Origin of the sequence: Paenibacillus sp. FSL M7-0802 (assembly GCF_038004945.1) — a bacterium.
Lineage (GTDB): Bacteria > Bacillota > Bacilli > Paenibacillales > Paenibacillaceae > Paenibacillus > Paenibacillus polymyxa_B.
Genome location: NZ_JBBOSD010000001.1, coordinates 1349227 through 1371174, shown reverse-complemented (window position 1 = coordinate 1371174; position 21948 = coordinate 1349227). Strand labels below are relative to the sequence as shown.

The following is a 21948-nucleotide window of genomic DNA, read 5'->3' as shown; positions in this document are numbered from 1 at the left end:
GGGGGTACGTCAGCATGAGCATGGAAAATTTACCGGAGGACGGCGAGGCTGTCATGTCAGGTAAAGCGTTTTACATGCCATACGGAAATACACAAATTCAGGATAAAACGTCCTACCTGGTCACAAAACGCCTCCTTGATATGCTGCTGTCGTTCGTGGGCTTGATCGTCTTGCTTCCGCTTTTTGTAGTGGTAGGCGTTTTGATTAAGCTCGAAGACCCAAAGGGAAGCGTGTTTTTCAAGCAAACTCGGGTGGGCAAGAATGAGAAGTTATTCGATATGTATAAATTCCGTTCAATGGTGTCCAATGCAGAGGAACTGAAAAAGGACTTGATGGAGCTGAATGAAGTGAGCGGCGCCATGTTTAAAATTAAAAACGATCCTCGGATCACGAAAATTGGCAGTTTTCTGCGCAAGACGAGTATTGATGAGATTCCGCAGTTGTGGAACGTGTTGGTTGGCGACATGACCTTAGTCGGTCCGCGTCCGCCGTTGCCCAGCGAGGTCGAGCAATATTCCGATTATGATAAGCAACGCCTGATTGTAACACCGGGATGTACGGGTTACTGGCAGGTGAGCGCACGTAACAGTGTAGGCTTCGAAGAAATGGTGCAAATGGATTTGAAGTATATTCATGTTCGCAATACGTGGCTCGATTTGAAAATCATCATGAAAACTGGCGTTAAAATGCTGTTCTCCAAGGATGCTTACTGATGGATGCATTCAAGCGATGTCCCGCAGTGTCCGTCGTTATTTGCACCTATAACCGGGCGGACCTGCTGGAGAAAACGTTAATGTCCCTGCTGGAGCTGGAAGACCTTGCACTGGCTGAGATCATTGTGGTCGATAACCGATCCACCGATCATACAGCAGCGACGATCAAAAGGTTCACCGTCGCCCATGGTCAGAATATCCATCTCCGATATCATTATGAGCGCGAACAAGGACTGTCTGCTGCTCGCAATGCAGGCATTACGTTATCAAGAGCGGAAGTCATTGCTTTTCTCGATGATGATGCAATTCCGTGTGTTACATGGTTGCAAACGATTATGTCAGCATTCGGGAGCAATCCTGAGCTGACGGCTATGGGTGGGAAAATTGACCCTATGTTTGAGACGGAACGACCGGGTTGGCTAACAGGCCCGCTTGAACTGCCTTACACGATTATTGATCTGGGCAAAGCCGTTCGTGAATATCCGTCTGGACTGAATCCATTTGGAGCGAATATGGCGATGCGCAAAACGGCTTTTGCCGCCGTTATGTTCCCGCTTCATCTAGGCAGAAAGGGAGATATCCTTCTATCAGGTGAAGAATCGTGGGTATTTGAGCAAATCCGTAAAAATGGTGGAACGATTATGTATCATCCACACATGTCTGTGGAACATTTTGTGCCGTCTTCACGGTTAACGAAAGAATGGATCATGAACCGCTACTATTGTCAGGGCATGTCTAACGCTGCTCAGGCCGTAGGTCTGCGTGGCAACGCGATGCTGATGGCGAAGACGGCAGCCAAAGTGTTATACATCACTGTGGATTCCCTGCTGGCACGTAGTGAGGGCAGGAAGCTGTTGAACCGGTGCAGGCTTGAAAGTATCCGTGGGACGCTGGATACACTGCGCAACCGGAAAAGCGAGTCAGCTGCGGGGTGAAAGATGGAACATGAGTAACTATCCTTGGACTACTAGAATAAACACCATACAGCATGTTTTTATTTTTCTACTGGGCGCTCTTGCTGTAGGAATTGCGGCTACCTATCAGCCGGTGGTCAGTATTGCGGCGGTATGTTTACTGCTCTTGCTGGCTGTTTCCATACATCATCCGGAGCGCATCAGCTACGCTGTTTTGCTAAGTACAGCAGTCTCAGTCGATTCTCTGTATCAGGGTGGCGTGTTCGGTATTGAGATTTTGTCATTGTACAAATTGGGCATTTTGGCTCTGCTGGTGCCGTGTATGCTCGTGTATGGCATACGTCTCAAGTTCAGCTATCCGGTCTGGGCATTGGTGATCATGCTGGGGATTACATTTGGATTTTCAGCATGGCTGCCTTTGTTAACGACCTCGATTGCCGTCAAGGCGTTCGTCGGTTTATCACTCCCTTTCTTTTTTTTACTGATCCAGTGGAAAAAGGATGTGGCAGAAAAGCATATCCGACTGATCAGTTTGTTGCCCATTATTAGTGTGGTCATTGGACTGGGTTTGCAGGTTCTAGGGCTGCATTCGTTTACGGATGTAGAATTTACGGGCGCAGTCAGAGTACAAGGAGCGAATATACCGCCGCATCTGGCAATGCTCTCCTTTCTCGGAATTGCTGTCTCTCTAATTGAGGTCAAGCGTAAACCCAAGCAAGCCGCATTTTATTACACTGTGTTGGCACTGAACTTTCTGATTCTGATCGCCACCGGTACACGTGGACCGATTCTGGCATTGTTATTAATGTTTGCTGTGTATCTGTTTGATATTGCCCGTCAGTACCTCAAGGGGAAAGTCAATTATTTGCTACCGCTGGCCGGATCGTTTTTGGTTGCTCTGGGGGCGGTGGCCCTGCAATGGAACAATTTAAAAAAACGCTCCTTCGAACGGGAGACCGATACAGGCATTGACCTGTCGGGACGCTCGGAGGCATGGGAATATTTTTTGAACAGAGTACATGATTACCCTTGGTCAGGGAGAGGTCTTGGCGCGGTAACGGTCGCGAACGATGGGACATTATTCAATGGCTTTGTTGTACCGCATAACGAGTATATACGCTTTTATTTTGACACGGGATATATCGGTTGCGGGCTATTAATGCTTTCATTGCTGATCGTGTTCGCTCTCATTTACCGGTCGCTTGCCAAGTCTATCAAACCTTATTTTGTAAGCTTAATTGCAGGCTTTCTGATCTACTCGTTTTCAGATAATACGTTGTCGACGGTTCAGATGATTATTCCATTTTGCTGGTATTTGAACGCGTTATACCAGACATCTACTCAAACCGATTTTCGCAAAGAGAAGTGATACGATGAGCAGAGTGAACATGTTCGATGTCAACTTTGATAATTACGATTTTAATGATCTACTCGAATTTATAGATACCTCTATTGAACATCAGCGTCATTCCTACATTTTGACCTGTAATGTCGATCATGTGATCAAGCTTCGCAAGGATGATGAATTCCGCAAGGTGTATTCGGATGCCGGAGCTGTAGTGGCCGATGGGATGCCTATCATATGGGCGTCCAAGTTACTGAAAAAACCCCTCAAACAAAAGGTCTCCGGGTCAGATTTGTTCACTCGGTTGGGAGAGGCTTTTGAGGATCGAGGCTATCGTTTATTTTTTCTGGGTGCAGCTGACGGTATTCCTGAGAAGGCTATGCTCAATCTCCAGGAATCTTATCCGAACATGAATGTGGTGGGCTGTTACTCTCCTTCTTATGGCTTTGAGAAAAACGAGGAGGAGAATAGGCACATTGTCCAATTGCTTCAAGAGGCTCGCCCGGACATCGTTTTTGTAGGTGTGGGCGCCCCTAAACAGGAAAAATGGATTTACAGATATTACGAGACTTACCGCGCTCCGATTTCGATTGGGGTGGGAGCGACCTTTGATTTCCTGTCGGGAAATGTGAAAAGAGCACCGGAGCTGATGCAGAAGACGGGATTTGAATGGTTCTGGAGGTTGTCTCAGGAGCCTAAACGATTGTGGAAAAGATATTTGATTGAGGATTCCCAATTTCTCGTTCTGCTGTTTAAGGAGATGTTCAAGCGGAAGCGGATGAAGGGAGGTCAGGGGTGAGAAACATGAGTCGGTTGGCAGATCAGCAGATTTCCGTTCGGCTAGGAAATCGGCGTGGAATCAGCATGATCGGCATGGGGTTGATGGCTTGTATGTTGCCACTCGCCATCGGATTTGTCAGCGCCAAGATGAATCCCACCATGAGCCAGCAGGGAGCCATATTGCTGGCGCTCGTTTTTCCGGCCTTCCTGCTGGCGATCTTGCAATCGCGGCTACTGATTCCTTACACACTGGCAGTGTGGGCAGTAGGCCCGGAAATCCGCCGCATTGCGGATTGGATGGAGGGAACATATCACTCGGTTTCCTTGTTGAGCGTGGCACCGCTGCTGGTAAGCAGTATGTTGATTATTCCTGTGTTGCGGGGCATTCATCAGGCCGAAAAACCCTTGACCCGAATTGCTGTATTTTTCGGCATAGAATTGGCCTACGGAAGTGTGGTCGGGTTATTCAAAAATGGTATTGTTTTTGCTTATGATTTAGCCAATTATGTGGTTCCTTTGATCCTGTTGCCTTATCTTGCGATTAAGCCCATGAAGGCGAAGGAGCTGGACCGACTGCTGTATTCATATGCCAACATTGCTGTTCTTGTGGCAATTTACGGCATTATCCAGTACTTGACGGTGCCTCCGTGGGATGCATTTTGGATGAATCATGTAGAAATGAATTCCATTGGTGTTCCAGAACCACTTCAAATCAGAGTATTTTCTTCCATGAACTCGCCTGGTCCCTGCGCTATTTTCCTGGCGATGGCACTTGTACCCATGCTAATGGAAAAACGTTGGCGTGGCACTTTGGGATGGATCGGAATCCTGCTGACGGTCGTTTGTCTCTTAATCACGCTGGTACGTTCAGCCTGGCTAATTGCATTCGTCATGTTACTGGCTTACATTCTCAGTTCATCTTCCAAGGGAAAGTGGAAAACCTTGTTTCAACTAGCTATAGTTGGCCTTCTTCTCTACATCATTGTTCCAAAACTTCCAGGGGCAGAAGGTTTGGTGGCTCGCATGCAGACGCTGACGGATATTCAGCAGGATCATTCGTACAATGAACGTTTGGATTTACTGCATACGATGCTTCCGGCGATTGCTGGCAATCCGGTCGGGCAGGGGATTGGGAGTGTAGGAATCGGAACCAAGCTTGATAACGGCGGCGATCTCGGCGAACTTGGGATTATGGATAATGGATATATCGCCATTTTCCTCACCTTCGGTATTTTCGGGGCATTCTTTTTCTTCGGTGGTCTCTTCGTTATCATCAAGCGCCTTCTCGCCCGTATTGCCGCACGAGATGCCAGTCAGCCTTATATCAGACTGGCGTTGGCTACGTGGGCCGGAGCTGTAGCCAGTCTCATATCAGATAATGGTTTCCCCGGTATGCGCGGCTATCTGATCTGGATGATGATCGGGATAGGACTATGGGCAAAAGATGTCATCGCGGAAAGAAGGTAAAGGCTGTGCAAAACTTACAAGCATTATCCGCACCTGTCCGGACACTATGGTCCACGGTGATTCGGTTTGCCAAAAGCAAGGATAACAGCTCTGCAGCAGTAAAAACGATGATATTCAGTATGCTGATTCTCGTCGTGAATATGCTGACTGGTGTGCTAACGGCACGATTCCTGGGTCCTACTGGACGCGGGGAACAGACAGCGATGGTGAACTGGTCCCAATTTCTCGCCTTCTGCATGAGCTTCGGTGTCCCATCTGCATTAATTTACAATGCGAAAAGGAAACCGGAGGAAACGGGCAAGCTGTATGGTCTGGCCTTGCTGCTGGCTACCATGTTCGGGGGCTTGGCGACACTCGTCGGAGTTTTTCTAATTCCTTATTGGCTGCGCTCTTTTTCTTCATCGGTCATACTTTTCGCGCAGTGCTCCATGATGATGTGTCCGCTCATAGCGATTTCACAGATCAATAATGCATTGCTTCAAGTTCGCTCGGAATATAAGCAGTACAATTTATTCCGGTATCTGGTACCGCTAAGTACACTGCTGGGTCTGGCGATTCTGATCTTAACCGGAAATATGAATCCGTACACCTCGGCATTGGCCTATTTACTGCCGGGCTTGCCGATTTATATTGGTGTCACGATACGAATGATTCGGCTGTACAAACCAAAGGTAAAGAACAGCTGGACGCAATTTAAAAATCTCTTTACCTACGGTATGGGTTCATACGGAAATGATCTCATGGGGCAGGTTTCCACTTATATTGATCAGATTTTGATTGCGGGTCTGCTCAGACCCGCTGATCTCGGTTTATATGCAGTAGCGGTCAGCTTGGCCAGGATGGTGAATGTATTTTCTACCTCGATCATTGTCGTGCTGTTTCCCAAAGCCTCCGGTCTGAATAAGGAAGAGGCGGTGGCCATAACATTTCGGGCATTTCGAGTGACATCAACGGCAACCTTTCTGGCTGCGGTGATGCTGATGCTGATTGCTCCGTTCGTATTTACATTGTTATATGGTCAAGAGTTTAAACAAGCGCTTACGGTATTCCGGTTCCTGGTGCTTGAGGTTGCTATCAGTGGGGGAACCATGGTGCTGGCACAACAATTTATGGCGTTGGGTAAGCCCAAACTGGTTACCATTCTACAGGGTGTCGGATTGGCGCTCGTCATTCCATTGCTGTCCATACTCGTACCGAAATATGGATTGACGGGTGCAGGGATAGCAATGCTGTCTTCGGGGATTCTACGGTTCATTTTCATTTTATGTAATGTTAAATTCGTTCTAAAAATGAAGATTCCAAGACTGCTTATTTCCAAACAAGATTTTCAATGGCTCCGATCAACGATGTCACACTACATCCGGAAAAAGCCAGTTAACGGTTAGATAAAGAAGGAGGCACCCGCTAATGAACCACATGTCTAGCGTTCCCGCGGACAACCGGATATCCGTAGTTATTATCGCTCAGGATGATGGCACTCGAATCACAGCCGCCATTAAATCCTGCAAGCCCTTTGCGGACGATATCGTCGTCATTGACGGAGGGAGCAAGGACAATACGATTCAGGTAGCTGAATCCTTGGGCTGTCGGGTGTTTTCCAACCCGTGGCCCGGTTATGCCAAACAGCGCATGTTTGGTGTTGAAAAAGCGGAATTTGATTGGATATTCCTGATTGATACGGACGAAGTAGTGGATGCAGAGTTGCTTGGAGACTTGTTGAAAGTAAAGGAAACGCTCCACGATCCGGCCAAAGCATATTCCGTATTCCGGATTGGAGATTTTCTCGGCAAATGGATGAACAAAGGCGAATACCTGGTTCGTTTGTACAATCGGCGTATTTATGGCATTACGAATAGTCTTGTTCATGAAATGCCGGATGTAGCCTCTTCCCAGATTGTCAATCTGGAGGGCGTGTTATGGCACTACGGCTTCCGCAGCATCAGTGATCATATGACCCGTTTTAACAAATATACAGATCTGGAAGCAGAGACGGCATTTAACAAAGGAAGATCCTTTCGGATTACCAGACTGTTGTGGCGGCCTCCTGCCCGCTTTGTGCAGAAGTATTTTGTCCAAGGCTTATACCGCAAGGGATTGGCGGGTTTTGCCGTAGCAGTATTCTGGGTGATGTATGAGTTTCTCGTCTGCTTCAAGCATTATGAGCTAACCAAGCGGCGAAAAAAGATAGAAATCGTGGATGACGGACATACCGAGCAGAAAGGAGAAACCAGCTATGTCGTACAATAACGGATTTCGTATTGCGGCAACGGGGCTTAGCTGGCCGTCCTTGCAGCCAGGAGGCCTCAACACATATTTCAAATCCATCTGTGAGCAGCTTACGTTAGAGCGCAATACGCTGGATGCTCTAATCTGTAGTGACGAGCAGCCGCAGGCGCCCGACCGTATTCGGATTCATTCGATTGGCAGCAAGCAGCAATCCATGTGGAAGCGTCGAGAGCTAATGCAAAAATATGCAGCAGAGCTGTTTGACAAGCAACCGACGGATGTACTGTATTCCCATTTTGCTCCCTATGGTGTCGGACCGGCGCTGGAGGCGAAAAAAAGAGGAATTCCGGTAGTTACCACCTTTCACGGACCGTGGACGGAGGAAATGAAGATTGAAGGACAGGGCATCAAGCATTTGCTAAAAACGACGTTGGCTAAATCCATTGAAATGAAGGCCTACGGATTGGCGGATAAATTTATAGTGCTAAGCGAAACCTTTCGGGATATTTTGCATGAGCACTATAAGGTTCCACTCAGCAAAATTCATGTTATTCCTGGTGCGGCGAATGTAGAAAGGTTCCACCCGGCAGAGGATCAAGAAGCGGTGCGGAAGCGCCTGAATTTGCCGCAAAATGCGACGATTGTGCTCACCGTTCGTCGTCTTGTTAATCGAATGGGACTGCTACAGCTACTGGAAGCATGGCGACGAGTAACCGAGCGTCATCCTGATCATGTGTTGCTGATTGGAGGGAAGGGCCCCTTGATGGAGGAATTGGCTTCCAAGGTGGCGGAATACAATCTTCATAACCATGTAAGGCTGCTCGGTTATGTGTCAGATGAGGAGCTTCCACTGTACCACCAAGCATCGAATTTGTTCGTTGTACCTACACAGGCACTGGAAGGTTTCGGTCTGATCACAGTGGAGGCGATGGCCTCGGGACTGCCGGTGCTGGCGACTCCTGTGGGTGGCAATAAGGAGATTTTAAGAGGATTCCGTCCCGAGCTTTTGTTCAAGGGAACGGATAGTGAAGCCATTGCTGAAGGGTTGCTGCGTGTGCTGGATCATCGTGAACTTCTACCGAATGCAAGGGAATGCCGGGACCATGTCCTGAGCAGATATACATGGGGACATGTAGCGGAGCAGGTGGAAGAGGTGTTCCGACAGGTCCTTGATAGAAAGGCGGCGGCGAAATGATGAGAGTAGCTTATATTGACCATACGGCAAGATGGAGCGGCGGCGAAGTCGCTTTGTATAACATACTGACGAATATCGGGGAACATATCGACCCGCTCGTTATTTTGGCAGAGGAGGGCGATTTAGCAGATCGGCTTCGGCAGCGTGATATTGATGTGCGCATCGTTCCATTGGACGATTCGATTCGCAATCGGGGACGGAATGCCGTGAATCTAGGTGCGCCTGCAGCAGCTTTTCGTTTGCTGGCTTACGGTAGAAAACTTGCGCCCTTGCTGCGTGAGGAAAAGGTCGTGTGCGTTCACACGAACTCGCTCAAGTCTGCACTGTATGGTACAGTAGCCGCCAAATCGGCGAAGCTGCCCTTGATCTGGCATATCCGTGACCACATCGGTCCGCCGTATCTGAAGCCGATTGTGGCCAAAGGGATTCGGCTGATGTCCCGCTTTTTGCCCAACGGAGTGATTGCAAATTCCAAATCCACGCTGAGTGCGTTGGAGTTACCCCCGGACAAAAAGACGCTCGTCGTTTACTCTGCTTTTGCCAAAGCAATTACAGCACGTGACACGGCTGCGGATTCACGTGGTGATGACTCGTTTAACGTCGTATTGGTCGGCAGATTGGCGGAATGGAAGGGACAGCATATTTTACTGGAAGCGGCACGCTCCTTTTTACCGGATCAGCGCGTGAAATTCTGGCTGGCTGGAGATGCGTTGTTCGGAGAAGAGGAATACAAGCAACGATTAGAGTCCACGATGCGCGAATACGGGTTGGCTAACGTCAATCTGCTGGGACACGTCGATGACATTCAAGGCCTGATGCAGCGTTGTGATTTGCTGATTCATACCTCTATTACACCAGAACCATTCGGTCAGGTCATTATTGAAGGCATGGCTGCGGGTCTCCCAGTGATTGCTTCCAATGAGGGTGGACCCAAGGAAACGGTGGTACCCCATGAAACCGGGCTGCTTATTGAACCGGGTGATCCGGCTAAGCTGGAAGAAGCCATCCGCTGGATGTTGGAGCATCCACAAGAACGTCAGCAGATGGGTGAGAGAGGGATGGAACGGGTCAAAAAGCATTTTGTCATCGAGAACACAGTTAAGGATATAGTTCATTACTATAAGGGTTTGTTGGCAGGAGTCTGACCGACATTCGCGTTAAAGGATGATTCAGATGAAAATAGCGATAGCACACGATTACTTAATCCAAATGGGCGGAGCGGAAAGGGTAGTAGAGGTATTCCACGATATGTATCCGGAGGCTCCTATCTTCACAACGGTGTTCAGCGACGACCGCCTGTCGCGTAACTTGAAGGATGCGGATATTAGAGCCACTTGGCTACAAAAAGTCCCAGGGGTGAAGGACAACTTCAAAGGAGTGCTGCCGCTGTATCCCATTGCTATACGTGATTTTGATTTTAGGGATTTCGACATTGTTTTAAGCTCCAGCAGTGCATTTATGAAAAGCATCCAGGTACCCAAACATACGTTTCACATTTGTTATTGTCACACACCGATGCGGTTTGCCTGGGATTACGATACATATATGGCCCGGCAGTCCAAATCCAACCTGCTCAAAAACATGCTCAAGCTGTACATGAACCGGTTGAAAACATGGGATGCCAAAACTTCTCGCAACGTAGACCAGTTTGTTGCCAACTCTTCGGTTGTTAAACGAAGAATTTTGCACTATTACCAAAGGGATTCGGATGTGATTTTCCCACCTATTAATACATCCCGTTTTAAACGCGCTACAAACATCGGTGACTATTACCTGATCGTATCCCGATTGGTGTCCTACAAGCGCATTGATCTCGCGATCGAAGCATTCAAACGTAACGGTCTCAAGCTGCGCATTGTGGGTGAAGGACCGGACCGTAAACGACTCGAAGGTATGGCTGCCCCGAACATTGAGTTCCTCGGCAGGCTTGAGGATGAAGAGGTTAACAAGCTGATGGCAGAATGCCGAGCGCTCGTTTTTCCGGGTGAAGAGGACTTCGGTATTACGCCTTTGGAGGCGAATGCGGCTGGACGGCCTGTCATCGCTTTTCAGGGTGGGGGAGCGCTGGATACGATTGTTCCTCATGTGAACGGCGTATTTTTCCGCAAGCATCAAGTAGAGGATGTGCTGGAGGCCGTCGAAAAGGTTGAGCAACATGCATGGAATGTGGACGATATCATTACCCATGCGCGCAAATTTGATGAAGAAAACTTCAAGGATCAATTAAAAAAGTATGTAGAACAAGCCTATGTGAACTTTCTAAAAGGAGGATGAACGGAATGAAGCTGGCTGTAATCGGTACTGGATACGTTGGGCTCGTCTCGGGTGTATGTTTTGCGCAAAAAGGTAATGAGGTGATTTGTGTCGATCTGGAGCAGCACAAAATCGACATGTTGAACCGGGCAGAATCTCCGATTTATGAACCGGGTATTGAGGAATTGATCGCGTTGAATCTGGAAGCGGGCCGGTTGGAGTTCACCTCGGATTTGGCCGATGCAGTACGCCGCTCGGATATCGTAATTTTGGCGGTAGGTACGCCTTCTCTGGCTAACGGCGAGGCGAATTTGTCATACATTGAACAGGCGGCCGCTGATGTTGGGAAAGCCATGAACGGGTATAAGATTATTATGACCAAGAGTACTGTACCTGTCGGAACGAACGAAAAGATTAAGGACGTGTTGGCTCGTCACACGAGTTTGTCTTTCGATATCGTCTCAGCGCCGGAGTTCCTGAGAGAAGGCTCAGCCATCAATGATACGCTTTATCCGGATCGCATCATTATTGGTTTGGACAATACAGGATTGCGTGAAACTATGGTCACTCTGCATCAGGTGTTCACGGATAAAATCTATGTAACGGATATCCGTAGTGCTGAAATGATCAAATACGCGTCCAATGCGTTTCTGGCAACTAAAATTTCGTTCATTAACGAGATCGCTAATATTTGCGAAAAGGTTGGCGCCGATGTAACCTGTGTGGCTGACGGTATGGGTATGGACAAACGGATTGGCTCCTCTTTCCTACAAGCAGGGATCGGGTATGGTGGCTCTTGCTTTCCAAAAGACACAAATGCGCTTATCCAAATTGCAGGTAATGTAGACTATGAATTTAAGTTATTGAAATCGGTGGTCGAGGTGAATACCGATCAGCGCTTTATGATTGTATCCAAGCTGCGCGAATCGCTGGGTCAACTGAACGGTGTGTCGATTGGCATTTGGGGCCTCGCCTTCAAGCCCAATACAGATGACATCCGCGAAGCTCCAGCACTGGAAATCGTAGAAACGCTCATTCAGGCAGGCGCTATTGTCAAACTGTATGATCCCATTGCGATGGATAAATTCAAGGAGCGCGTGGATCACCCGAATATTGTGTGGTGCTCATCCCCACAGCAAGCTGCTGAAGGTAGCGACGCTGTGTGCCTGTTGACCGATTGGGAAGAGTTCAAAAAAGTCGACCTCGTACAACTGGCCTCCATTTTGCGCAAGCCGGTTCTCATTGACGGCCGTAACGTATTCGGTGAGGAACAGATCCAAGGCTCCGGGCTGGAATACTATTCCGTGGGTCGTCCGCGGATGAGTGGGTGGAATCGGGATAAGGTGGAAGTTTAAACGTGACAGATTAAAAAGTGACTGTGGCGGTGTTGGAGGCGCTGAAGGCGCTGCGCGTGCAGATTGTTCTTCCGATTGCTGTTACCCCCGGATTTTCTGGATTATATAAAACATTCAAAGGTTAAAATCCGGGGATAAAGGCAAACGCTGACGCTTCTTCAGAACAATTCTGCCCGCTCCGCTGCTTTTCGCCGTGGAGTCACAATTTTTAAACTCCCACCTTATGGGGGGAGTAGAAGGGCAGATCAGAAGGAGCGGCACGGTTGAAGCCGCTCCTTCCGATCAAGTATGCCATTGCGGTTGCCGAAGGCAATCTCGGCAAGGCGTTACGAAACCTCGATTACTTGAAGCTTGCAAGCACAGCGGGCAAGCTCTGAGTTCTCGAACGTCTTACAGGCTGACCGGACTTAATAATGTCCGGTTGTGCCTTTTGCAATAAACGGTATGATCGGCATGATGCATTTTTGAGTAGCGCAGGGATGGATTTGAATCTGGAGAAGCGGAGCGTTCGCCTGAAAGCTTTCCAAAGGAAAGCTCGCATCGGAAGCATAAGCTTAGTGGGATTCAAACCTATATACGATTTATATAATCGAGTGAATCCCGGTCCAACAGCGATCATAAGATTAAATTCATACCGTAGCGGGTAGTCAACTCATCATCAGAACGATCATCCAACCAATATAGAGAGGAAGTGGAGAGTTATGAAGCTCGTACTTTTGTCTGGTGGTTCCGGTAAAAGATTATGGCCTTTGTCCAACGATTCCCGTTCCAAACAATTTTTGAAGGTGCTGGAGAGCCCGGAGGGGATTTCGGAATCCATGGTACAGCGGGTATGGAGACAATTGGGAGACAACGGATTATCAGAATCTTCGTTTATTGCGACAGGGAGAGCACAGGTCGAAATGATCCAGAGTCAGGTCGGGCCGAATACGCGCATTATTGTTGAGCCGGAACGCAGAGACACCTTTCCTGCGATTGCGCTGACAGCGACTTATCTATATTCCATTGCAGGTGTTTCACCTGATGAAATTATAGCAATATTGCCTGTAGATCCTTATGTTGAGGATGCTTTCTTCGCTTCCGTAGCCCAGCTGGAACATACGCTTCAGGAGAGTGAAGGCAAGCTTGCTTTAATCGGGGTTGTCCCTTCCTATCCTTCAGAGAAATATGGTTACATTATTCCGAAAAACGATGCCACTCAAGGTAGCACAGGCTACCGTGAAGTGAGCCATTTTCAAGAGAAACCCGACCGGGAGCAGGCGGAGCGTCTGATTGAACGCAATGCTCTATGGAACTGTGGGGTTTTTGCATTCAAATTAAGTTATTTGCTGGATATCTTGGCATCCAAGGGGTTGCCGCTTAATTATGAAGAAATGCAAAAGCAATACGCATCTCTGGAAAAAATCAGCTTTGACTATGAAGTAGTCGAGAAGGAAAAGGACATCGTAGTTCTTCCGTATGATGGTTTTTGGAAGGATTTGGGTACCTGGAATACGCTCACAGAAGAAATGTCTAATCAACAAGTGGGCAGAGGTGTAGTAACGGAGGATTGCGTCAATACGAGCCTTATTAACGAGTTAGACATTCCTGTGGCGATCATTGGAACGAATGATCTGATCGTAGCCGCTAGCCCGGATGGCATTCTTGTGACCAATAAGGCAGAAAGTCCTCGCATTAAGGAAGTGCTCAAGGCTCATGATCAGCGTCCAATGTATGAAGAACGTCGTTGGGGACAGTATCGGGTTGTGGATTATGTCAAGTATGACGAGGGTAACGAGGTATTGACCAAACGAATCCGCGTACGGAAAGGCAAAAATATCAGCTACCAGCTTCATTTCAAACGAAGTGAAATCTGGACCATTATTAGCGGTGAAGCGGAAATTATTTTGAATGAGAAGCTGCACAAAGTGAAGGCTGGTGACGTAGTACGTATCCCTGAAGGGACGAAGCATAGCATTTTGGCAGTGACCGATGTGGATTTTATTGAGGTGCAGACTGGCTCTGAGTTGGTTGAAGAGGATATTGTCCGCTTTTGTATGGATTGGAATGAAATTTCCCGTCACCAATTTATCTCCTAATTATTTTCGTAAAAACGAAAAAAAGACGAATTCATGAAAATTCATAGCCTAAACTGTCGAAATTGGGCGAAAACCTGTAAATTCATGAACATGACCTATTAAATTTTGGTAAAAAAAAGTCGATACTTAGGGTAAGAAGGAATCCAAACTCCTTCCAACGATAAACGCAGCCCTGTCGAAAGGCAGGTACGCAAAGCTAAAGGGCCTTCCACAAGGATGGCAGCCTGGCTACCGAAAGGAAGAGCGAAAGTGAGATTCAATTTTATTCCTCTGTATCGACTGATACGTCATGTACTCCCCGTTGTTATGCTTTTTTCATTGTTGCCCGTCGGTTTTGGAGATTCTCTGTCGGTGGCGAATGCCGCTTCATTACAACCTGTTAATTCGGACGCTTCTACTCAGGCCCGTGAACTATACAATTATTTACTCAACATCTCAGGGAAAAAAATAGTCACCGGTCAGCATGATTATTTGGAAAGTCCAGATGAATTAAGTAACAAGGTCCAAAAAATCAGTCAGGCATATGTTGGTGTACACGGCTATGAGATGGGAGCTATCTCTGGTCAATCTGACGCTACGGAAGCAGCACAACGTAAAAATGTCGTCGATAGTGCTATCCGTTGGGACAGATCCGGTGGTATTGTGACGATGACTTTTCATGAAGCGCTACCAGGTAGGCCACTGACTTGGGCCAATGTACAGGCGAAAGTAAGTCAGGCAGAGTTCAACAAATACGTGACTCCAGGTACTGCGCAGTATAACCTCCTCATTGCCGATCTGGATAAGGTCGCTGTATCGTTAAAGCAGCTTCGTGATGCAGGGGTTCCGGTTTTGTGGAGACCTTACCACGAAATGAATGGTGACTGGTTCTGGTGGGGAAACAAAACTAATTTCAATCAGCTATGGAATATCATGTATGACCGTTTTACAAACACACATCAATTGAACAATCTGCTGTGGGTATGGAGTCCGAATGCGCCCAATTCGTATACTGTCCCGTATACCCCAAAATACCCGGGGGATGACAAAGTGGACATTTTGGCAGTAGACATTTACAACAATGATTTTAAGCAAAGTCATTACGAAGGTCTGCTCGGGCTGGCACGGAATAAGCCGATTGCCATTGGGGAGCACGGTGAGATGCCTAGTTCTGAGGTATTTCAGGCTCAACCTAAATGGGTATATTCCATGACTTGGGGCAAGATGCTGACTGAGAATAACACAACAAATCAAATTCAGGATTATATGAATGATTCGAAGAGTTTGACGCGTGATGATGTGAAAAATGGGCTGGCAGCAATCGAACAACCTGGGACAGACGTACCGACCTTACCAGACGAGGGACAAAGTGAGCCTATCCCGGCTCCGACTCCTCCTTCCGTTCCTGATGTGGTCTATGTGAACGGGCTGCAGGGCGAATATTTTAACAATATGAATTTGAGCGGAAGTCCTGCTTTGATCCGTACAGATAGCAAGCTGGACTACAACTGGCGTGCCAATGCAGCTGATCCAAAGGTGAATGCCGATCAGTTCTCGGTTCGCTGGACGGGTAAAATCAAACCGCAATATAGCGAGACCTATACGTTCACAACGATATCTGATGACGGTATCCGTGTATGGGTAGATGGCAAGTTGGTTATTGACAGCTGGTTCAAACAAAGCTGGACAGAGCGTAAAGGTAGTATTACTTTGGAAGCAGGCAAAATGGTAGATTTAAAAGTGGAATACTATGATGAAAAAGGCGACGCGATGGCACGTCTAATGTGGGAAAGTCAGCATGAAGCGAAAGCGGTGATTCCCGGAAACGCTTTGTTTCTTCCTTGATTGATACTCTTTCCCGGTCAAAAAATTTGAGGAGAGAGGGTGGATCATATGATAAAAAAATGGTTATCCCATAGGTATTCAGTAGTTTTATCTGGACTACTAGCGGTCGTAGCTATAGCGATGATCGCTTGGTTTATATACACGCCTTCAAGAAGCGCAGAATTGCAGACGGATAAAGTAGCGGCTGCCAGTCCAGTATGGAAGCTGGGTCAGAGGGATGACTCTTCAGCGGAATTCAAAGGTGTGGTCGGTAGGGATAATATCGATATTTCTACAGCAGCTGCCTCTACCGAATCGTCTGCTAAAGGATCATTGTCAGCATTGTCGGAAGCAGAGAGTACAACAGTTCCGGTATTGCTCAGCAGTGGAGATATTCCTCCCGGTTTGAATGCGTCCACGAACCCTGAACTGACACTCCAGTATAAGCTGAATCAGATTCCTCCCAATGGTATGATATTCCGTGTTCGGATTTTGGATGCGGGCAAAGCAGTCCCGCAAATGGCTGTATTTTCAAATCATCAGCTGTCCGGTATTATTCAGATTGCCGGGGTTTCCGGTACTGGGAGTACTTATAATTTCAAAAACAACTACGAGCTGTATATACCCAAAGAGCAATTGCAAAGCGGTGTTAACGTACTCAAGCTAAAGACAGCGCGCTGCCTATACTGCTCCTCTGCAGAAGATAAAAATGTGTGGTGGACTTGGGATGACTTGAGCTTGGAGACGTTAGCTTCACCTGCGACCGAACCGGTACACGGTAAATATATACTGACCGGAACAAATGTGAACAATAAAGAATTTTATTATGATCAGGGTGCAGTTAAGCATTTACCATACGTTCTCAAGTGGCTGGGCATTGCTTATAGTGGCAACGTCATGAGGGTCACCTGTGCCAGTAATGTGGGCAAGGCCTGTACAGACGTGGATGATTACTATCAAACGTTAAAGCAGTATAATATGCAATCGTCTGCTTTGTATTTATATACAGGTGATATTAAGCTGCAAAAAGATGGTTCTCTACCAGAGACGGCCAAGCAAAAGTTGCGCGATTATGTAAAAAAATACGGTTCTTATCTTCAATATTATGAAGTAGATAACGAACCTGGATTATTTAATCGCTCCAAGGCGGTAAACCTGGCTGTGGCCAAGTGGTTGAATACAGAAGGCAAGCAATTGGCACCGCATCTCAAAACCGTAGCACCGGGCTGGGCCTACTGGCCAACGTACTCTACCAAGGCATGCAAAAATCAAACCAGTGGTACGCAAAAATGCGGTGACCCAGATGGATGGGAACGGGACCCGGCGCAACGTAAACAGCTGGAGGAAGTCACCGACCTGACCAATGGACACGCCTATGGTGAATCGTATAATGAAGAGGGCGGGGGCAGCTTCGTCCAAAATTTGAAAACCTTCGGCGGTTCGAGCAATGGACTGGCGAAAAAGATGCTGAACACAGAGTTCGGTACCAATGATACGCATCGAGACAATCCAGATTACGGGGCTAGTCAGCCACAAGCAGCTGCATTCGACCGGATTATGCGTTCGCAAATTGGGTTTGCCGATATGTTTATCCAGCACGCTGCTTTTTATAAAGATTATACGCTGTTTAAAACAGGCTTCGATCTGCAAAGTCATAACCCGGCCAACACAGAAATTTATCCGTTCGGGCAAGGACAGGACACCCGCGTTAAGATCATGAGACGCTTGAGCTTAGCCTATGCCACCCATGGAAAACCTCTGACTTATACAGTGCTGAATCCAGAGGAAACCAAGGATAAGATGGTGTATGTTCGTGCGGTGGATACGTCCAAGCTTAAACCGCTGGCAGGTAGCGGCGCTACTTCAGACAAATTGCTGGTGAATCTAGTGAATTTCGAAGCTACCACGCAGACAGTTCGTGTACGGGTAACGATGCCGAAAGCCGGTTTGTACACGGGTGAACGTTTTGGAGCGGGTTCTACTTACAGTCAGGCACAACGTTCCATATCAGGACTCAAGGCTTCTCCTGCCCTTGATTTTGAAGAAAAGCTGGGTCCTGGTGAAGCGGTACAATATATTTTGGAATTAAAAAGTACAGATCAAACCGCAGCTTCAGCTCCAACAGGGGTGAAGGCTGCCTCTGTTCAGGATGGGGCAGTAAAGATTAACTGGCTTCAGGCAGAAGGCGTATCTTCCTATGATGTGCTGCGTGCTGACGGGACCGACGGGGCCTATCAGGTGATTGCCTCGCAAGTAGCGGGAAGCACGTATACAGATCGGACGGTAAAAGCCGGAGGTCACTATGTCTACAAAGTTCGGGCGACTGGAGGCACTCAGGTTTCCCAGGCAGCCGAGGTCGCTTAATATCAGATCGGAATGTATATAGGACCTTAGATAACGAATACCTAACATCATTTCGAAATAAAACAAAAAAGAACCTATCAGGAGAAAATAGGACCTGACAGGTTCTTTTTTGTTGGAAAATCGTTCTGATTTGCCAATACTTTACGTATAATGAAGAAAAAAATAAGAAAATCCTTTTATATTCTCGTCATAAGACGACAACATTGCAGGTATGTATTCATATATAATAGTTTTGTTCATGACTATACATACATGGTTTGTGGGAAATCTCTTTCCGGTGACCAAGAATAATAAAGCGAGGTTAGTGCTGAATGAACAAGGAGACAGAATTAGGGGTGAACAACCCTCTTTTTCGAAACAACGTACAGAAAGCAGACAAAGCTGCCATCCACTTGGACATCCGGGACATTTTGCTCCAATGTGGTATCACGATACCAGAATGGCTAGAAAGCGACGCTGATGGAACCACATACCGGAAGGACAAGCGCGTGTAAATTCCAACGGCTGGTCTTACTTGAGCGAGACGTAAGGCAGTCGGCCGCGTTCTTTATTCCATCATTCGTTCCATTCGGACAAATGCAATAAAACGTTTGGCTTCTTCCTCAGACAAGGTGCGTCCGTCAATGGTCAGGTTGAAACGTCGCAGAATATCCTCGTCGGACAGTTCAAGCTGGTCCACAAATTCCCTCACATCTGAATCCAATATTGCCGCCGGATGGCTCGTACGTCCCACCAAGTAGTCAATCGTTACCCCAAAAATATCAGCGAGCTTGGTCAGGATCTCAAAATCTGGCTTGCGCCTATTTTTTTCATAGTGAGAAAGAGCTGCCCGCGTAATTCCGAGGGATTGCGCTAGCTCCTCTTGTTTTAATCCCTTATGTTCTCGTAATTCAGCGATGCGGGTGCCATAATTCATCTGTTTTTCCTCCTGAAGGCAAGGTTAAGAAAGGTAAAAAAGCAATTTTACACTTGACAAGATACGTTTTGTATCATAAATTAGTTATGTAAGTTACATAACGTATCTTTATTTCATAGTTTTCACTTATGTCTTCGTTTATATACCCTAAGAGGCCACCGATGATTGAGCATTTTGTGCTTATTCGCTGGCTGGACCTTCTATGCGCTATTATACAACATTTTACTATAGATTAGAGGGTCATGCATCGTTCTTTTCCCCGTTATGCAGAGGATCAGTACAAGCGTTATTGCATCGAAAACAAGTCAATCAGGGAGGACTGGTCTTGTGCAGTTGAAAGAGTACATCCGTTTGATCCGTAAAAGAATGTGGTTGATTGGTAGCATCGTATTGCTGGTATGTACTGTAGTGGGCATAAAAAATGTATATTTTACCCCGCAGATTTACGAAGCTACCGCAAAGCTCATTATCAACCAGACGCCACGACCGGATCGTGCAGGTGTCGTTGATTACAGTGTAGTTCAAACGAATATAGCCTTAACGAACTCCTATAAGCAAATTATGATCTCCTCGGCGATTATGGATCAGGTGGTCGCCAGCTTCCCCGACCTTAAGGTCACTCCGTCAGCTTTGGCGTCAAAATTAAGAGTGAACACCGCAGGTGATTCACAGGTCATGGATGTAACAATCCGCGATTTATCGTATACGAAGGCTGTGAAAACCGTCAATGCGGTAGCCAAAGTATTCAAACGGCAAATCCCCTCTATCATGAAAATGGACAATGTCACCATCCTAAGCGAAGCCAGTCTGAATGATCCAGCAGTTCCCGTGAACAGTAATCCCGCTATACAGATATTTATTGCTTTTGCCACCTCTTTATTGTTGGGAATAGGCTTGGCGTTTTTGCTGGAGGTACTGGATGATACATTTAAGAATGAAGAGGATATTGAAAAAGAACTCGGTCTGCCTACCCTATCCCTGATTACGAAAATGAAAAAAGAAGATAAACGCTCCGACAGCTCCACTACAACTCCTAAACAGGTAGGTGAAGGGCAATATGCCGCGATTAATCAATAATCAGCTCGTTACATCCCTACATGCTCAGTCTTCCGTTTCGGAGGAGTACCGCATGCTTCGTACTAACATCCAGTTTTCTTCTATAGACGAGCCGATTGAGGTTATGATGGTGGCGTCCGCTCAGGCGGGTGAAGGTAGAACGGTCACGATTAGCAATTTGGCTGTAACCTATGCGCAAGAGGGGAAAAAGGTGCTGATTATGGATATGGATCTGCGTCGTTCCTCTTTGCACCATATGTTTGGTTTGCGTAATCACACGGGGCTGACACGGGTGCTTGCCAATCAACAGGCATGGCAGGATGTGGTTCAGGAAACCGGGATTGACCATCTGCATGCAATTACAGCCGGACCGAACCCGCCCAATCCGTCCGAGATGCTCAGTTCCCGCAGAATGAATGCTCTGCTGGTTGACCTAAAAGAACATTATGACGTGATCTTAATGGATACGCCGCCGTTGCTGTCCTTTCCGGATGGCTTAATTATAAGCGCTATGTGTGACGGAGTCATTCTGGTGGTGCAGGCAGGGAAAGTCAAAAAGGATATCGTCAAGAAAGCAAAAGCGAATTTGGAAAGAGTAAAGGCGCGCATTCTGGGTGTAGTACTTAATAATGTGAAGCGTTCGAATACCCGCGCCGAGCGGGGGATGGAGGAACGCAATCTGACATGAATAAAAAGGAGGAAAATGATAGTATATAAAATTCTTTTAACAATGCATAAATAATACTTATCAATAAGGAGCGAGGTGATGAGACGTGTCTTCTTCCCGCTCGAACGAGGCCGAAGTGCTGGGCGCGTCAGTGGATGTTTATTCGGTTGCTCATGGGCTTGAACGGCGGCAAGGATGGAACGTATACCCGTTCGTGAAGCGAAGCATGGATATTATATTGTCTTTCATTGGAATCATCGTGCTATGCCCAGTATTTCTGCTTGTCATTTTGCTGATTAAGCTGGAGGACCCAAAAGGCAGTGCAATATTTTATCAAGTACGTATTGGAAAAAACGAGCGGCCGTTTCGCATGATCAAATTTCGTTCTATGGTGTCTGATGCCGAAGCCAGATTGTCTGCACTGCTGGTGGAAAATGAAATTGAGGGTGCGATGTTCAAAATGCGGGACGATCCCCGAATTACCCGTGTGGGTCGCTTTCTTCGCAGAACGAGCATCGACGAGCTGCCACAACTGTTCAATGTACTACGTGGGCAGATGAGTCTGGTAGGACCCAGACCCCCATTGCCAAGAGAAGTCCATGATTACACAGTGAGGGATAAGCTGCGTCTGACGGTTACACCGGGCTGCACTGGTCTATGGCAGATCAGCGGTCGTAATCATCTAAGCTTTAACCAGATGGTAGAACTGGATTTGGAGTACATATCCAGACGCAGTTTCCGCACAGATATGATCATTATGCTGAAAACATTTCGTGTGCTGCTAGGCTCCAAGGATGCGTATTAAAGTCTTTCATT

Annotated in this window: 19 protein-coding genes and 1 riboswitch; of the genes, 18 read left to right on the top strand and 1 reads right to left on the bottom strand. The window is 47.2% G+C overall.

Annotated elements, in window-relative coordinates; translation table 11 throughout:
* Nucleotides 1-14 precede the first annotated feature (14 nt).
* The 15 genes from MHB54_RS06850 to MHB54_RS06780 all read left to right on the top strand — a co-directional run bounded on the left by MHB54_RS06850 (nt 15) and on the right by MHB54_RS06780 (nt 18987).
* The gene (locus MHB54_RS06850; RefSeq protein WP_013309152.1) at nt 15-713 is read left to right on the top strand and encodes a sugar transferase; all 699 of its coding nucleotides are present in this window, start codon (nt 15-17) and stop codon (nt 711-713) included.
* Nucleotides 713-1648: a glycosyltransferase gene (locus MHB54_RS06845; RefSeq protein ID WP_076295008.1), complete on the top strand. Its 936-nt coding sequence runs from the start codon at nt 713-715 to the stop codon at nt 1646-1648. The genes MHB54_RS06850 and MHB54_RS06845 overlap by 1 nt, the downstream gene beginning before the upstream one ends.
* A 10-nt stretch (nt 1649-1658) precedes the next feature.
* A complete protein-coding gene (locus MHB54_RS06840; protein ID WP_023987419.1) occupies nt 1659-2996 on the top strand; it encodes an O-antigen ligase family protein in 1338 nt (445 codons plus the stop codon).
* Between the two features lie 4 nt (nt 2997-3000).
* Entirely contained in the window at nt 3001-3771 is a 771-nt protein-coding gene (locus MHB54_RS06835) for a WecB/TagA/CpsF family glycosyltransferase (RefSeq protein WP_013309155.1), read from the top strand.
* A gap of 5 nt (nt 3772-3776) precedes the next feature.
* Nucleotides 3777-5219, top strand: coding sequence for an O-antigen ligase family protein (locus MHB54_RS06830; RefSeq protein ID WP_340981482.1), 1443 nt, complete (start codon nt 3777-3779; stop codon nt 5217-5219).
* 5 nt (nt 5220-5224) lie between these two features.
* Nucleotides 5225-6604 (top strand): lipopolysaccharide biosynthesis protein, encoded by a 1380-nt coding sequence (locus MHB54_RS06825; RefSeq protein WP_013309157.1) that lies wholly within the window; start codon nt 5225-5227, stop codon nt 6602-6604.
* A 22-nt stretch (nt 6605-6626) separates the two neighbouring features.
* Nucleotides 6627-7466 carry a glycosyltransferase family 2 protein gene (locus tag MHB54_RS06820; RefSeq protein ID WP_023987421.1) on the top strand — a complete coding sequence of 280 codons (840 nt, stop codon included), beginning with the start codon at nt 6627-6629 and terminating at the stop codon, nt 7464-7466.
* On the top strand, nt 7453-8640 hold the full coding sequence (locus MHB54_RS06815) for a glycosyltransferase family 4 protein (RefSeq protein WP_023987422.1): 1188 nt from the start codon (nt 7453-7455) through the stop codon (nt 8638-8640). The genes MHB54_RS06820 and MHB54_RS06815 overlap by 14 nt, the downstream gene beginning before the upstream one ends.
* Complete coding sequence (locus tag MHB54_RS06810) at nt 8637-9785, top strand: glycosyltransferase family 4 protein (protein ID WP_028543108.1); 1149 nt, start codon at nt 8637-8639, stop codon at nt 9783-9785. The genes MHB54_RS06815 and MHB54_RS06810 overlap by 4 nt, the downstream gene beginning before the upstream one ends.
* A gap of 28 nt (nt 9786-9813) precedes the next feature.
* On the top strand, nt 9814-10914 hold the full coding sequence (locus MHB54_RS06805; RefSeq protein ID WP_023987424.1) for a glycosyltransferase: 1101 nt from the start codon (nt 9814-9816) through the stop codon (nt 10912-10914).
* A gap of 5 nt (nt 10915-10919) precedes the next feature.
* Nucleotides 10920-12248 (top strand): UDP-glucose dehydrogenase family protein, encoded by a 1329-nt coding sequence (locus tag MHB54_RS06800; RefSeq protein ID WP_340981481.1) that lies wholly within the window; start codon nt 10920-10922, stop codon nt 12246-12248.
* A 701-nt stretch (nt 12249-12949) separates the two neighbouring features.
* Entirely contained in the window at nt 12950-14326 is a 1377-nt protein-coding gene (locus MHB54_RS06795) for a sugar phosphate nucleotidyltransferase (RefSeq protein ID WP_013309163.1), read from the top strand.
* 155 nt (nt 14327-14481) lie between these two features.
* Nucleotides 14482-14562, top strand: a riboswitch (cyclic di-GMP riboswitch).
* 13 nt (nt 14563-14575) lie between these two features.
* Nucleotides 14576-16150: a glycosyl hydrolase gene (locus tag MHB54_RS06790; RefSeq protein WP_264454063.1), complete on the top strand. Its 1575-nt coding sequence runs from the start codon at nt 14576-14578 to the stop codon at nt 16148-16150.
* 48 nt (nt 16151-16198) lie between these two features.
* Nucleotides 16199-18493, top strand: a complete 2295-nt coding sequence (locus MHB54_RS06785) for a hypothetical protein (RefSeq protein ID WP_264454062.1) — start codon at nt 16199-16201, stop codon at nt 18491-18493.
* Between the two features lie 311 nt (nt 18494-18804).
* Nucleotides 18805-18987 carry a hypothetical protein gene (locus tag MHB54_RS06780; RefSeq protein ID WP_025720481.1) on the top strand — a complete coding sequence of 61 codons (183 nt, stop codon included), beginning with the start codon at nt 18805-18807 and terminating at the stop codon, nt 18985-18987.
* Between the two features lie 53 nt (nt 18988-19040).
* Here MHB54_RS06780 and MHB54_RS06775 read toward each other — a convergent pair whose 3' ends face one another.
* Nucleotides 19041-19409, bottom strand: coding sequence for a helix-turn-helix domain-containing protein (locus MHB54_RS06775; protein WP_023987431.1), 369 nt, complete (start codon nt 19407-19409; stop codon nt 19041-19043).
* A 327-nt stretch (nt 19410-19736) separates the two neighbouring features.
* On the opposite strand from MHB54_RS06775, the gene MHB54_RS06770 reads away from it, so the two are divergent.
* The 3 genes from MHB54_RS06770 to MHB54_RS06760 all read left to right on the top strand — a co-directional run bounded on the left by MHB54_RS06770 (nt 19737) and on the right by MHB54_RS06760 (nt 21937).
* Nucleotides 19737-20486, top strand: a complete 750-nt coding sequence (locus MHB54_RS06770; protein ID WP_023987432.1) for a YveK family protein — start codon at nt 19737-19739, stop codon at nt 20484-20486.
* The gene (locus MHB54_RS06765) at nt 20467-21153 is read left to right on the top strand and encodes a CpsD/CapB family tyrosine-protein kinase (RefSeq protein ID WP_023987433.1); all 687 of its coding nucleotides are present in this window, start codon (nt 20467-20469) and stop codon (nt 21151-21153) included. Before MHB54_RS06770 ends, MHB54_RS06765 begins: the two co-directional genes overlap by 20 nt.
* A gap of 85 nt (nt 21154-21238) precedes the next feature.
* Nucleotides 21239-21937: a sugar transferase gene (locus tag MHB54_RS06760; protein WP_023987434.1), complete on the top strand. Its 699-nt coding sequence runs from the start codon at nt 21239-21241 to the stop codon at nt 21935-21937.
* Nucleotides 21938-21948: the final 11 nt, after the last annotated feature.

What these genes read in the sequence shown, in the direction of transcription:
- MHB54_RS06850 (WP_013309152.1), top strand. Translation starts at nt 15, where the DNA reads ATGAGCATGGAAAATTTACCGGAGGACGGCGAGGCTGTCATGTCAGGT.
- MHB54_RS06845 (WP_076295008.1), top strand. Translation starts at nt 713, where the DNA reads ATGGATGCATTCAAGCGATGTCCCGCAGTGTCCGTCGTTATTTGCACC.
- MHB54_RS06840 (WP_023987419.1), top strand. Translation starts at nt 1,659, where the DNA reads ATGAGTAACTATCCTTGGACTACTAGAATAAACACCATACAGCATGTT.
- MHB54_RS06835 (WP_013309155.1), top strand. Translation starts at nt 3,001, where the DNA reads ATGAGCAGAGTGAACATGTTCGATGTCAACTTTGATAATTACGATTTT.
- MHB54_RS06830 (WP_340981482.1), top strand. Translation starts at nt 3,777, where the DNA reads ATGAGTCGGTTGGCAGATCAGCAGATTTCCGTTCGGCTAGGAAATCGG.
- MHB54_RS06820 (WP_023987421.1), top strand. Translation starts at nt 6,627, where the DNA reads ATGAACCACATGTCTAGCGTTCCCGCGGACAACCGGATATCCGTAGTT.
- MHB54_RS06815 (WP_023987422.1), top strand. Translation starts at nt 7,453, where the DNA reads ATGTCGTACAATAACGGATTTCGTATTGCGGCAACGGGGCTTAGCTGG.
- MHB54_RS06810 (WP_028543108.1), top strand. Translation starts at nt 8,637, where the DNA reads ATGATGAGAGTAGCTTATATTGACCATACGGCAAGATGGAGCGGCGGC.
- MHB54_RS06805 (WP_023987424.1), top strand. Translation starts at nt 9,814, where the DNA reads ATGAAAATAGCGATAGCACACGATTACTTAATCCAAATGGGCGGAGCG.
- MHB54_RS06800 (WP_340981481.1), top strand. Translation starts at nt 10,920, where the DNA reads ATGAAGCTGGCTGTAATCGGTACTGGATACGTTGGGCTCGTCTCGGGT.
- MHB54_RS06795 (WP_013309163.1), top strand. Translation starts at nt 12,950, where the DNA reads ATGAAGCTCGTACTTTTGTCTGGTGGTTCCGGTAAAAGATTATGGCCT.
- MHB54_RS06785 (WP_264454062.1), top strand. Translation starts at nt 16,199, where the DNA reads ATGATAAAAAAATGGTTATCCCATAGGTATTCAGTAGTTTTATCTGGA.
- MHB54_RS06780 (WP_025720481.1), top strand. Translation starts at nt 18,805, where the DNA reads ATGAACAAGGAGACAGAATTAGGGGTGAACAACCCTCTTTTTCGAAAC.
- MHB54_RS06775 (WP_023987431.1), bottom strand. Translation starts at nt 19,409, where the DNA reads ATGAATTATGGCACCCGCATCGCTGAATTACGAGAACATAAGGGATTA.
- MHB54_RS06765 (WP_023987433.1), top strand. Translation starts at nt 20,467, where the DNA reads ATGCCGCGATTAATCAATAATCAGCTCGTTACATCCCTACATGCTCAG.